General features: G+C 63.2%; 12 protein-coding genes. 11 read left to right on the forward strand and 1 reads right to left on the reverse strand.

The genetic code is table 11. The features are described from left to right. Positions 1–7 precede the first annotated feature (7 nt). Positions 8–781: an MBL fold metallo-hydrolase gene (locus tag OKW39_RS20015; protein WP_090800741.1), complete on the forward strand. Its 774-nt coding sequence runs from the start codon at positions 8–10 to the stop codon at positions 779–781. Positions 782–926: 145 nt separating this feature from the next. Here OKW39_RS20015 and OKW39_RS20020 read toward each other — a convergent pair whose 3' ends face one another. After that, positions 927–1,625, reverse strand: coding sequence for a Bax inhibitor-1/YccA family protein (locus tag OKW39_RS20020; protein ID WP_090800739.1), 699 nt, complete (start codon positions 1,623–1,625; stop codon positions 927–929). A 268-nt stretch (positions 1,626–1,893) separates the two neighbouring features. Between OKW39_RS20020 and ndk the strand changes: the two genes are divergently transcribed. The 10 genes from ndk (at position 1,894) to hflX (ending at position 13,192) form a co-directional block, all read left to right on the forward strand. Next, positions 1,894–2,319, forward strand: coding sequence for a nucleoside-diphosphate kinase (gene ndk / locus OKW39_RS20025; protein ID WP_090800738.1), 426 nt, complete (start codon positions 1,894–1,896; stop codon positions 2,317–2,319). Positions 2,320–2,529: 210 nt separating this feature from the next. Next, positions 2,530–3,681, forward strand: coding sequence for a 23S rRNA (adenine(2503)-C(2))-methyltransferase RlmN (gene rlmN, locus OKW39_RS20030; RefSeq protein ID WP_429563347.1), 1,152 nt, complete (start codon positions 2,530–2,532; stop codon positions 3,679–3,681). A 221-nt stretch (positions 3,682–3,902) separates the two neighbouring features. Then, positions 3,903–5,042, forward strand: a complete 1,140-nt coding sequence (locus tag OKW39_RS20035) for a helix-turn-helix domain-containing protein (protein ID WP_429363673.1) — start codon at positions 3,903–3,905, stop codon at positions 5,040–5,042. An 85-nt stretch (positions 5,043–5,127) separates the two neighbouring features. Further along, the gene (ispG, locus tag OKW39_RS20040) at positions 5,128–6,444 is read left to right on the forward strand and encodes a flavodoxin-dependent (E)-4-hydroxy-3-methylbut-2-enyl-diphosphate synthase (RefSeq protein ID WP_090800733.1); all 1,317 of its coding nucleotides are present in this window, start codon (positions 5,128–5,130) and stop codon (positions 6,442–6,444) included. A gap of 21 nt (positions 6,445–6,465) precedes the next feature. Beyond that, positions 6,466–7,806: a histidine--tRNA ligase gene (gene hisS, locus OKW39_RS20045; RefSeq protein ID WP_429563348.1), complete on the forward strand. Its 1,341-nt coding sequence runs from the start codon at positions 6,466–6,468 to the stop codon at positions 7,804–7,806. Between the two features lie 66 nt (positions 7,807–7,872). After that, the gene (locus tag OKW39_RS20050) at positions 7,873–8,502 is read left to right on the forward strand and encodes a YfgM family protein (protein ID WP_429363675.1); all 630 of its coding nucleotides are present in this window, start codon (positions 7,873–7,875) and stop codon (positions 8,500–8,502) included. A gap of 79 nt (positions 8,503–8,581) precedes the next feature. Then, positions 8,582–9,727, forward strand: coding sequence for an outer membrane protein assembly factor BamB (bamB, locus tag OKW39_RS20055; RefSeq protein ID WP_184048933.1), 1,146 nt, complete (start codon positions 8,582–8,584; stop codon positions 9,725–9,727). Between the two features lie 470 nt (positions 9,728–10,197). Continuing rightward, on the forward strand, positions 10,198–11,535 hold the full coding sequence (gene der / locus OKW39_RS20060; RefSeq protein ID WP_184022435.1) for a ribosome biogenesis GTPase Der: 1,338 nt from the start codon (positions 10,198–10,200) through the stop codon (positions 11,533–11,535). Positions 11,536–11,710: 175 nt separating this feature from the next. Continuing rightward, the gene (gene hfq / locus OKW39_RS20065; protein WP_006051315.1) at positions 11,711–11,947 is read left to right on the forward strand and encodes an RNA chaperone Hfq; all 237 of its coding nucleotides are present in this window, start codon (positions 11,711–11,713) and stop codon (positions 11,945–11,947) included. Between the two features lie 57 nt (positions 11,948–12,004). Next, positions 12,005–13,192, forward strand: coding sequence for a GTPase HflX (hflX, locus tag OKW39_RS20070; protein ID WP_429334807.1), 1,188 nt, complete (start codon positions 12,005–12,007; stop codon positions 13,190–13,192). Positions 13,193–13,237 lie beyond the last annotated feature (45 nt).

Raw genomic sequence — 13,237 nt, forward strand, 5'->3', positions numbered from 1 at the left:
GCGGGTCGTGCGCTTCGCAAGTCTCGGCAGCGGCAGTGAAGGCAATGCGCTGCTGGTGGAGGCGCGCAGCGGTGCGGTCACCACGCGTGTGCTGCTCGATTGCGGTTTTTCCGCGCGCGAAGTCGAGCGGCGTCTGACGCGGCTCGGCGCGAGTGCCGAGCACCTCGACGCGATCCTGATTACGCATGAACATAGCGATCACATCGGCAGCGCATTGACGCTGGCGCGCAAGTGGTCGATTCCGCTGTACATGAGCTGGGGCACCGCGCGCGCGGTGGGCGCCGACGAAGCCGATGTTGACCTGCAGGTGCTGTGGGGCGACGAGGCGGTATCGATCGGAGAGCTCAGCGTTCTCCCTTATACCGTTCCGCACGACGCCCGCGAACCGCTCCAATACGTGTTCTCGAACGGCGCGAGCCGGCTTGGCGTGCTCACCGACGTGGGCACGTCCACGCCGCATATCAGCGCGGTGCTGAGTGGCTGCGACGCGCTCGTGCTCGAATGCAATCATGACGTGCAGATGCTCGCGGGCAGTCGTTACCCGCCGTCGCTGAAGGCGCGTATCGGCGGCAATCACGGGCATCTGAACAATCACGCGGCGGCTGAAATCCTGGCGTCGCTCGACCGCTCGCGCTTGCGGCATCTGGTCGCGGCGCATCTGAGCCAGCAGAACAATCTGCCGGAACTTGCGCAGGCGGCGCTGGCGGGCGTGCTTGACGCGGCTCCCACGGAGGTGGTGGTTGCGTCGCAGAGCGAAGGTTTCGCGTGGTTGACGGTGTGACTGTGGCGCCCGGTTGGCGTCCGGTCGCGCTGCACGCCATGCGCCGGGTGGTCAGGTAATGAAAAAGCCCATAACGAGCAATCGTTATGGGCTTCTAATTTGAGCGTCGAGTGCGGCGTGGGGCACGCCGCACGACCGGGCAAACTTAATTGCGGTTGCCGCCAAAAATGCCGAGCAGCGCAAGCAGATTGACGAACACGTTGTACAGATCCAGGTAGATCGCCAGCGTCGCCGTGATGTAATTCGTCTCGCCGCCGTTCACGACGCGCTGCACGTCGAACATGATGTAGACGGAAAAGATCACGATTGCCATGACTGAAACCGTCAGCATCAGCGCCGGCAGTTGCAGGAACACGTTCGCGACCGAAGCCAGCAGGATCACGATCACGCCCATGAAGAGCCACTTGCCGAGGCCCGAGAAGTCACGTTTGCTGACCGTGGCGATGGTCGCCATGGCCGCGAAGATCACACCGGTGCCACCAAAAGCGAGCATGATCAGCGACGGGCCGTTCGAGAAGCCGAGCACGAACGCGAGAATGCGCGACAGCATCAGCCCCATGAAGAACGTGAAGCCGAGCAGTACGAAGACGCCGACGGCGCTGTCCTTGGTGCGCTGGATCGCGAACATGAAGCCGAAGGCGATCGCGAAGAATGCCAGCATGCTCATGGCGGGGCTGGTGGCGGCAAACAGTGAGAAGCCGGTGGCAAGACCCACCCACGCGCCGAGCACGGTCGGAATCATGGACAGCGCGAGCAGCCAGTAGGTATTCCGCAGCACGCGGTTGCGTGTTTCGACCGTGCTGACCGCGCCGTTGCGGCCAAACATATACGGATGTTCGTTCATGATCTCTCCTTACCTCGGAAGCGTGTTTCGTGATGGTGATACGGCAATTTGCGAAGCGCCGGCGGGCGCACCGTTCATCCGTAAGATTAGCGCGGCAGCACGGAGTTTCAATACCTCCAGTCGCCCACATCGCCTACGCTACCAGTATTTCGCGCCCTTTGCTTTGATCCTTTCAGTGCTGTAAGGGTTCAATCGCAATGATGCACGGGAACATGCTACAATAGCGGATTCACTTGAATCTGTAACTTCTTAATTTTTTGGAGCTTTTATGGCGATCGAGCGCACCCTGTCGATTATCAAACCGGACGCAGTGGCCAAGAACGTGATCGGCCAGATCTATACCCGTTTTGAAAACGCTGGTCTGAAGATCGTGGCATCGCGCATGGTTCATCTGTCGCGTGCTGACGCCGAGAAGTTCTACGCCGTGCACGCAGCACGTCCGTTCTTCAAGGACCTCGTCGAATTCATGATCTCGGGTCCGGTGGTCGTGCAGGCGCTGGAAGGCGAAAACGCGATCCTGAAACACCGTGATCTGATGGGTGCGACTGACCCGAAGAAGGCAGAAAAGGGCACGATCCGTGCCGACTTCGCGGACAGCATCGACGCCAACGCGGTGCACGGCTCGGACGCACCGGAAACGGCCGCGATTGAAATCGCATTCTTCTTCCCCCAAGTCAACGTCTACTCGCGTTGAGCGCCTCGCGCTGAGGTCAGGCACTGGCCTCGGTCGTAAGCCGTGTCCGCCTGGCGCGTTTCGTGCAGCCGAATTGTTTTATCGCATGAATCGCGCGCGTTGCACGGCAAAGTAGTAAGGTAAAAGCAGCAGGAATGGGCGCGAACGGGCACGGCATTCATGCAGCTTGTTGCATGAACGTAGTCTCGCAATGAAATGGCAGGATTCGATATGACGAGCAGTCCCTCCGTCAACCTTCTCGACCTCGACGCCCAAGGGCTCGTCGCCTATTGCGACAGCCTGGGCGAGAAACCGTTTCGCGCCAAGCAATTGCAGCGCTGGATTCATCAATACAACGCTGCCGACTTCGACGGCATGACCGATCTCGCGAAGTCCTTGCGCGAAAAGCTCAAAGGGCGCGCCGCGATCACGATGCCGGGCGTCGTCAGCGACCACGTTTCGTCGGACGGCACACGCAAGTGGCTGATCGACGTCGGAAACGGCAACGCCGTTGAAACCGTCTACATCCCCGAAGAAACGCGCGGCACGCTGTGTGTGTCGTCACAGGCTGGGTGTGCGGTCAACTGCCGGTTCTGCTCGACCGGCAAGCAGGGGTTCTCCCGCAATCTCACCACCGGCGAAATCATCGGCCAGTTGCGCATGGCTGAGTTTGCGCTGCGCGAATCGCGTGGTGATGCCGGCGGCCGCGCGATGGGCGGCGACGGCAAGGGCGAGCGCGTCGTCACGAACGTCGTGATGATGGGGATGGGCGAGCCGCTGCTCAATTACGACGCAGTCGCGCCGGCCATGCGCCTGATGCTCGACGACAATGCGTACGGCCTGTCGCGCCGGCGCGTCACGTTGTCCACTTCGGGCGTCGTACCGATGATGGACCGGCTCGGCGCGGATCTGCCCGTGGCGCTCGCGGTGTCGCTGCATGCCTCGAACGACGCGCTGCGCGACGTGCTGGTGCCGCTCAACAAAAAGTACCCGCTGCGCGAGCTGATGGCGGCGTGCGAGCGCTATCTGAAAGTCGCGCCGCGAGATTTCATTACGTTCGAATACTGCATGCTCGATGGCGTGAACGACAGCGAGGCGCACGCGCGCGAGTTGCTCGCCGTCACGCGTAACGTGCCGTGCAAGTTCAATCTGATTCCGTTCAATCCGTTCCCCGAATCGGGCCTTATCCGTTCGAAGCCGGAACAGATCAAGCGGTTTGCGCAGGTGTTGATGGACGCTGGCGTGGTCACCACTGTGCGCAAGACCCGCGGCGACGATATCGATGCTGCCTGCGGTCAGCTGGCCGGCGCGGTGAAAGACCGCACGCGTCTTGCTGAGCGCACCGGGAAGGCGGCGAAGGTGATCGAGGTTCGCGCCGTGTAACGCCGTGTAATCGCGAGGGCGGCAGGGCGTCGGCGTTCGGCGGAAAGTACCGCGAGCGCAAAAATGCTCGCATGCCACCGGCGATTAAAAGAAAGTTTGCAGAATCGATCGGGAGCGGTACACAAAGCCGCACATTTTGTTATAAACGGTCTGCGATTTGGACGTGACGCTCGAGCCCGTCCGGTCGCACGATTAAAAGAATCGACGCGAAAGGATTTGGGATGAGTGAGCCGCAGCACCCGCAGCCGCACGAGACAGACACGAGCGATGGCCATCCGGCACCCGTTGCAAGGGCGGTGGTCCAGCCTGTCGTGCAGCCGGCCCTTGATTCGTTGGCAGCGGTTGGCGCGCGCTTGACCCAGTTGCGCGAGGCGAAAGGCTGGGCTATCGAGGACGTGTCGGCGCGGCTGAAGGTGTCGGTCGTCAAGCTGAGCGCGCTCGAGGCGGGCGACGTCAGCCATCTGCCGGACACGACGTTCGCACTCGGCGTCGTGCGCAGCTACGCGAAAATGCTGGGCGCCGATCCGGCGCCTTTTACGGCGGCGCTGCGTCGCGAGAAGGGCGTGCCGGCGCCGAATCTGTCGATGCCGGCGTCATCTGGCAAGGATCTGCCGCGCGGCAAGGTTTCGCTGTCGCTCGGTGACGGCGGGCATAAGAGCCGTTCGTGGCTGTGGGGCATTGCGGCGATCGTCGTCGCGGTCATCGCACTCGGGATGTGGCGCACTAACGGCGGTGATTCGTCCGCGTGGCTTGCGCGCCTGAAGGCAAGCGCGAATAGTTCGACTATCAGCGACACGGCGGCTTCGGGCGCGGTCGCTCAGGGTCCGGCGACGGCGGCGCAAGGGGCATCGGCGCCGGACGCGGCGGCCACGGCTGACAACGCGGCGAGCGCGGACAATGCGGTGTCTGCGTCGGCAACGCCGATGCCGGCTCCGCTTGCCACTGGCACCGCGCCGGGCTCGGCCCCGGCAGCGAATACGGCGGCAACGCCGGCACCGGCGGCCGCGGCACCGAAGGCCGGCTCGCAGGCTCAGGCACAGGCCGCGATGGAGAGCGCAAATGCACCGGCGGTCGTGGCGAACGCGTCGGCACCGGCGGTCACGCCAGCGCTCGGCGAGGCGGTCGTCGCGCTGCGCGTGACGCAGGACAGCTGGTTCAGCGTGCGTGACAAGAACGGCAAGGAACTGTTCTCCGGCCTCGTGCATGCCGGCGATCCGAAGCAAGTGACGGGTGTCGGTCCGTTCAAGGTCACGGTCGGCAACAAGGCGGGTCTCGAGTCGGTGACGCTCGACGGCCAGCCGGTCGATCCGTCGAAATATGCGACAGCCAAGGGCAACGTGGCGCGCTTTGCGCTGCCTTGACAGATACGGTATGCGCCGCGGTCAACCGGTCCGCGGCGCTTTTTCAATTCAGGCGCTGCGTTTTTGCATAGCGCGTGCGGCGTAAATGGGTTTTTCGATGCAAACCGACGCTCAATCCCAATCCTGTAGCAAGATCGTTTCAGACGAGCCGGTGTTCGGCGGCCCCGCGATGCGGCGCAAGTCGCATGCGGTCAACGTCCGCTGGGGCGGCGAGCTCGTGACCATCGGCGGCGATGCGCCGGTGCGCGTGCAGTCGATGACCAACACCGACACCGCCGACGTGATCGGTACCGCTATCCAGATCAAGGAACTGGCGCAAGCCGGGTCCGAACTGGTGCGTATCACCGTGAATACGCCGGAAGCGGCGGCGGCCGTGCCGGCGATCCGCGAGCAACTCGACCGCATGGGCGTGATGGTGCCGCTCGTCGGCGACTTCCATTACAACGGCCACCTGCTGCTGCGCGACTATCCGGGCTGCGCGGAATCGCTGTCGAAGTACCGGATCAATCCGGGCAACGTCGGGCACGGCGCGAAGCGCGACACGCAGTTCGCGCAGATGATCGAGACGGCGGTCAAATACGACAAGCCGGTGCGCATCGGCGTGAACTGGGGCAGCCTCGACCAGGACCTGCTCGCGAAGATGATGGACGAAAACGGCTCGCGCGCCACTCCGTGGGAAGCGCAAAGCGTGATGTACGAAGCGCTGATCCAGTCGGCGATCGGCTCGGCGGAACGTGCGGTCGAACTCGGCCTCGGGCGCGACCAGATCATCCTGTCGTGCAAGGTCAGCGGCGTGCAGGATCTGATTGCCGTGTACCGCGAACTCGCGCGCCGTTGCGATTTCGCGCTGCATCTTGGCCTGACCGAAGCGGGCATGGGTTCGAAGGGCATCGTCGCGTCAACCGCGGCGCTGTCGGTTCTGCTGCAGCAGGGCATCGGCGATACGATCCGTATTTCGCTGACGCCGGAACCGGGCGCGTCGCGCACAGGCGAAGTGATCGTCGGTCAGGAAATTCTGCAGACCATGGGCCTCCGGTCGTTCACGCCGATGGTGATCGCGTGCCCCGGCTGCGGCCGCACCACGAGCACGCTGTTCCAGGAACTCGCGTCGCAGATCCAGACCTACCTGCGTCAGCAGATGCCGGTGTGGCGCGACCAGTATCCCGGCGTCGAGCAGATGCACGTCGCGGTGATGGGCTGCATCGTCAATGGTCCGGGCGAATCGAAGCAGGCGAATATCGGCATCAGCCTGCCGGGCTCGGGCGAGAATCCGGCCGCGCCGGTGTTCATCGACGGCGAAAAGGTGAAGACGCTGCGCGGCGAGAACATCGCGCAAGAATTCCAGCAAATCGTGAGCGACTACGTCGAGCGGCGCTATGGCCGCGCCGACGCGCTCAACTAAATACCGGCTATCGAAACACAGATGACTGAACAGAAGAAAAGGCTCGAGAAGCTGTCTGGCGTGAAGGGCATGAACGACATCCTTCCGCAGGAAGCCGGGCTCTGGGAATTTTTCGAAACCACCGTCAAGTCGATGCTGCGTTCGTACGGATACCAGAATATCCGCACGCCGATCGTCGAGCATACGCAGCTGTTCACACGCGGTATCGGCGAAGTGACCGACATCGTCGAAAAAGAGATGTACAGCTTCACCGACGCATTGAACGGCGAAAACCTGACGATGCGCCCGGAAAACACGGCGGCCGTGGTGCGCGCGTCGATCGAACACAACATGCTGTACGATGGCCCGAAGCGTCTGTGGTATATCGGTCCGATGTTCCGTCACGAGCGTCCGCAGCGCGGCCGTTATCGCCAGTTCCACCAGGTCGGTGTCGAGGCGCTCGGTTTCGCGGGTCCGGATGCGGACGCGGAAATCATCATGATGTGCCAGCGTCTGTGGGACGACCTCGGCCTGACTGGCATCAAGCTCGAAATCAACTCGCTGGGCCTCGCTGAAGAGCGCGCCGCGCATCGTGTCGAACTGATCGCGTATCTCGAAAAGCACATGGACGTGCTCGACGAAGACGCGAAGCGCCGTCTCTATACGAACCCGCTGCGCGTGCTCGATACGAAGAATCCTGCGCTGCAGGAAGTTGCGCGGAACGCGCCGAAGCTGATCGATTTTCTTGGGGAAGAATCGCGCGCGCACTTCGAAGCTCTGCAGCGTCTGCTGAAGGCGAACAACCTTCCGTTCACGATCAATCCGCGTCTCGTGCGCGGTCTCGATTACTACAATCTGACCGTGTTCGAGTGGGTGACCGACAAACTCGGCGCGCAAGGCACGGTCGCGGCGGGCGGCCGCTACGATCCGCTGATCGAACAGCTCGGCGGCAAGCCGACGGCTGCGTGCGGCTGGGCGATGGGCGTCGAGCGGATTCTCGAGCTGCTTAAGGAAGAACAGCTCGTGCCGGAAGACGAAGGTTGCGACGTGTACGTGGTCCATCAGGGCGACACCGCGCGCGAGCAGGCGTTCATCATCGCCGAGCGTCTGCGCGATACCGGTCTCGACGTGATCCTGCACTGCAGCGCGGACGGTCAGTCGGCAAGTTTCAAGTCGCAGATGAAGCGCGCCGACGCGAGCGGCGCCGCGTTCGCGGTCGTGCTCGGCGAAGATGAGATCGCCAACGGCACGGTCGGCGTGAAACCGCTGCGCGATACGCAAGCCCACGGCGGTAAGAACGAGCAACAGAACGTGCCCGCCGAAGACTTGACCGAATATCTAATCAATGCGATGGTTGCATCCGCCGAAGACGGCGACGACTGATCGCGATGTCGTTGGGCCGGCTGGCTCGACACGCACACGTAGCAAGAATGAGGAAATCGCCGGGCAATGAGTTACCACGACGAACAAGAATCGATCGAAAGTCTGAAGGCATGGTGGACGCAGTGGGGCAATGCGACCACGTGGATCGTGCTGGTGGTGTTGCTGGCAGGCGCGAGCTGGAACGGCTGGAATTTCTGGCAGCGTCGTCAGGCCGCGGAAGCCGCGGTGCTGTATGACCAGGTTCAGCAAGCCGCGGCATCGGGCGATAAGGCGCAGATTGCGCGCGTCGCCGCCGACATGGAAGACAAGTTCGGCCGTACTGCCTACGCGCAGATGACCGCGCTCGGCGCCGCCAAGGCGCTGTACGTCGCTGGCGACGAAGCCGGCGCGAAAGCGCAGCTGCAATGGACGATCGATCACGCGAAGGACGACGAGTTCAAGCAGATCGCGAAGCTGCGCATGGCATCGCTGCTGCTCGACGACAAGGCATACGACCAGGGCCTCGCGCTCCTGGCCGAGCCACAATCCGATGCCTTCAAGGGCGTCGTGGCGGACCGCCGCGGCGACCTGCTCGCCGCCCAGGGCAAGCGCGACGACGCGCGCGCGGCCTACAAGCTCGCGCTCGACTCGCTGTCGAACAGCGACAGTTCGGCGCGCCAGCTGATCCAGTTCAAGCTGGATGCGCTTGGCGGCTGAGCGTCCCGCGCGGCGCGCCGCGAGCCACGACCGCAAGGCGGTCTCCTTTAATCCAATTTCCTGAATGCTTCGTCCACCGATGAATCTGCTGAAACGTTACGCCGTGCCCGTTATCTGTGCGATGACCGTTCTCACGCTGGCGGCTTGCTCATCCACGAAAGACGAGCGCCGTGTGCCGACGCCGCTCACCGAGTTCAAACCCGTGCTCGACGTGCAGCAGTCCTGGTCGGCGAGCGTCGGCAAGGCGGGCCGCTACCTGTTCTCGCCGGTTGCGGTCGGCAATGCCGTGTATGCTGCCGGCACGAATGGCACGGTCGCCAAGATCGACGCGCAAACGGGCAAGGACGTTTGGCGCGTCAAGTTGCACGATGATCTGTCGGCGGGCGTCGGCAGCGATGGCACGCTCACCGCGGTCGGTGGCTTGAAGGGCGACGTGTACGTGCTAGGCGCGGACGGCAAGCAGCTGTGGACCGCGAAGGCGCCGGGCGAGATCATTACGCCGCCGCTCGTCGGCAACGGCCTCGTGATCGTGCGCACGATCGACGGCCAGATCGTAGCGTTCAACGCGCAAACCGGCGAGCAGAAGTGGAACTTCCGCAACCGCGCGGTGCCGCTGAACCTGCGCGTGTCGTCGGGCATGACGTTCGCAGGTGACGCGGCCGTGCTGGCCGGCTTCCCGGGCGGCTCGTTCGCCGCGATCAACTTGCAGACGGGCGACGCCTACTGGCAGACGCCGGTGTCGTATCCGAAGGGCGTGACCGAGGTCGAGCGTATCAACGACGTGACCGGCCCGCCCACGCTGGTGGGTTCGGAGACCTGCGCCGTGACGTTCCAGGGCCAGATTGGCTGTTTCGACGCCAACTCGGGCCGCGCGCTGTGGGGCAAGCCGTTCTCGAGCACGACCGGCCTCGCGCAGGATGAGCGCAGCGTGGTCGCCGCCGACGACTGGTCGGTCGTGTCCGCATTTGACGTGAACAACGGCTCGGTGCTGTGGAAGAACGACACGCTGAAGAACCGCGACCTGAGCGTGCCGACGCTGCTCGGCCGCGCGGCCGTGTTCGGCGACTACAAGGGCTTCGTGCATTTCCTGTCGACCGTCGACGGCACGCTCGTCGCACGAGTGAAGACCGACGGCAGCGCGATTACCGCGGCGCCGGTGCTGGCTGGCGACACGCTGGTCGTACAGACGCGCGACGGCGGCCTGTTCGGCTATCGTCCGCGCTGATCGCGATAGATGATGTCAGGCGCGCAGGCCGGCTTTGCCGGCCGCGCGCTTTTTAATTGAAGTCTGCGCCGGCTTTGGCGTGCGGCTCCTGCGTCGGGTTGCCACGCTGCCCGTCGCGTGATCGGGCAGGCTCAATAGAAAAAATCGCCGGACGGGCTGGTCCGGCAAGTCGGATCGAGGCTGTGGCCGCCGGCACGCAAGGCGGCGCGTGCGCTTCGTCGACGGCCTTGCAAATTAAAGACGCCCTCGAACACGAGCGCGTCAGCCGTCGAGCAGCCCGGTCTGAAGCAGGCGCCCCCGGCGGCGTCTGTGCAGTCCACGCCCGTCCGCCTGGATGCGCATATCGATCGCGCATCCGGAGCAGGCTGAATTCGTGATAATTTCGTCAGAACGCCACCCCGTGGCGCCCGCCTGGCGTCGCTACGCGCGCGATCGGTTGCGATCCCGCGTTTCACCGTGAACAACATCAGATGAAACCCGTTATTGCCCTCGTTGGGCGCCCCAATGTGGGGAAATCCACGCTGTTCAACCGCCTTACGCGTTCGCGTGATGCGCTGGTTGCCGACCTGCCCGGTCTCACGCGCGATCGCCATTACGGTGAAGGACGCGCCGGCGAGCGGCCGTATCTGGTCGTCGACACCGGCGGCTTCGAGCCGGTCGCGAAAGACGGCATCCTGCACGAGATGGCGCGCCAGACCCGCCAGGCGGTCGAGGAGTCGGACGTCGTCGTGTTCATCGTCGATGGGCGCAACGGTCTCGCGCCGCAGGACAAGTCGATCGCCGACTATCTGCGCAAGGTTGGCCGGCCGATCTTCCTCGTCGTGAACAAGGCCGAGGGCATGAAGTACGCCAACGTCGCGGCCGACTTCTACGAACTCGGTCTCGGCGATCCGCGCGCGATTTCGGCCGCGCACGGCGACGGCGTCACCGACATGATCAACGAGGCGCTCGAAGTCGCGTATGCCGGTCAGCCGGAAGAGAGCGAGGAAGACAAGGAAGCGCGCGGCGTGAAGATCGCCATCGTCGGCCGGCCGAACGTTGGTAAGTCGACGCTGATCAATGCGCTGGTCGGCGAAGAGCGCGTGATCGCGTTCGACATGCCCGGCACTACGCGCGACTCGATCTACGTCGATTTCGAGCGCAACGGCAAGCCGTATACGCTGATCGACACGGCCGGCCTGCGCCGCCGCGGCAAGGTGTTCGAGGCGATCGAAAAGTTCTCGGTCGTGAAGACGCTGCAGTCGATCTCCGATGCGAACGTCGTGATCCTGCTGCTCGACGCGCGTCAGGACATCTCGGATCAGGATGCGCACATCGCTGGCTTCGTCGTCGAGCAGGGCCGCGCGCTGGTGGTTGGCGTGAACAAATGGGACGGTCTCGATCCGCATGTGCGCGAGCGCACCAAAGCCGACCTCGAACGCAAACTAAAATTTCTGGACTTCGCCAAATTCCATTTCATTTCCGCCGCGGAAAAAACCGGAATCGGGCCGCTGATGCGTTCGGTCGACGACGCGTACACGGCCGCGATGTCGAAGCTACCGACGCCGAAGCTGACGCGCGCGCTGATCGAGGCGGTCGAATTCCAGCAGCCGCGCCGTCGCGGTCCAGTGCGTCCGAAGCTGCGTTACGCACACCAGGGCGGACAGAATCCGCCGATTATCGTGATTCACGGCAATGCGCTCGACGCGATCACCGACACGTATAAGCGGTACCTCGAAAATCGCTTCCGGGAAACTTTCAAGCTGACGGGGACTCCATTGCGAATAGAGTTCAGATCGTCGACGAACCCTTACGCGGACAAAGGCTGAAGCAAGCTGAAGCTGGTCTTAAAGCTGGGCTGAAACCCGCGTGTATGCTGGGTTTGGCCGGGGGTCCCGGGCCCGCGCGTCGAAATGAAAATCAGCTATAGTGTAGCGGTTGGCGGCGGATCTCTTTTTCTTCGCCGTCAATTCAGTCAACCTGCAAAAAAATACGGAGTTTGCTATGAGCAACAAAGGGCAATTGTTACAAGACCCGTTTTTGAACGCACTGCGTAAAGAGCATGTGCCGGTGTCGATCTACCTGGTCAACGGCATCAAGCTTCAAGGGAACATCGAATCGTTCGACCAGTACGTCGTGTTGCTCCGGAATACGGTCACCCAGATGGTCTACAAGCACGCCATTTCGACGGTCGTGCCTGCCCGTCCGGTGAATTTCCACCCGGATTCCGAACAGTCCTAACCCTCGCCGCGGCCGGCACACTGTCGCCCGTTGGCGATCACTCCCGGCCGCGTCATTTTGATACCCTCCAATTTGATCAATGCAGCGCTCGTTGGCATCGACTTCGGCAAGATCGATTTCGAAGCCAGTCTCGAAGAACTCAGCCTGCTCGCGCACAGCGCGGGCGCGAACCCCCTGGTCACCCTCACCGGACGCCGTTCCAGTCCCGACGCGAAGATGTTCGTCGGCAGCGGCAAGGCCGAAGAATTGCGCCTTGCGTGCGAAGCAAACGACATCGAACTCGTGATCTTCAACCATGCTCTGGCGCCTGCGCAGCAGCGCAATCTGGAGCGGGCGCTTAATCGGCGCGTGGTCGATCGCACCAGTCTGATCCTCGACATTTTCGCGCAGCGCGCGCGCAGCCACGAAGGCAAGCTGCAGGTCGAACTCGCGCAGCTGCAATATCTGTCGACCCGGCTGATTCGCGCGTGGACCCACCTCGAACGTCAGAAGGGCGGTATCGGATTGCGCGGTCCAGGCGAGACGCAGCTCGAAACCGACCGCCGGCTGATCGGCGAGCGCATCAAGGCGCTCAAGATCCGCCTCGACAAGCTGCGCCGCCAGCATGGCACGCAACGCCGGGCGCGGCATCGCAACCAGACGATGTCGGTGTCGCTCGTCGGCTACACGAACGCCGGCAAATCGACGCTCTTCAACGCGCTGACCAAGGCGCAGGCGTATGCCGCCGACCAGTTGTTCGCCACGCTCGATACCACCTCGCGGCGCGTGTATCTGGGCGACGAAGCGGGGCAGGTGGTGGTGTCCGATACCGTCGGTTTCATCCGCGAGCTGCCGCACCAGCTCGTCGCCGCGTTCCGCGCGACGCTCGAGGAAACCATTCACGCGGACCTGCTGCTGCATGTCGTCGATGCATCGAGCGCGGTGCGGCTCGACCAGATCGATCAGGTCAACGAGGTGTTGCACGCGATCGGCGCGGACACGATCCGTCAGGTGCTCGTGTTCAACAAGATCGACGCGGTGCCAGAGCTGGCAGCCCGTGGCGACGCGGTCGAGCGGGACGAGTATGGTAATATTTCGCGCGTCTTTTTGAGCGCGCGCACCGGGCAGGGGCTGGATGCATTGCGCGCTGCCATCGCCGAAATCGCTACAGCCGAACCGCTTGCCGACATGCCGCTCGATGCGTCGCAAGATGACCGCGCGGCGCAACTGCGCGACGACCGCAAGGTTCCAGAACTCGGGCACTGACCCGTTCCAATTGCACTGACCCGCTGTCTACTCTGGTGAACGAAC

The organism is Paraburkholderia sp. MM6662-R1 (genome assembly GCF_050436245.1).
Classification (GTDB): Bacteria; Pseudomonadota; Gammaproteobacteria; order Burkholderiales; family Burkholderiaceae; genus Paraburkholderia; species Paraburkholderia tuberum.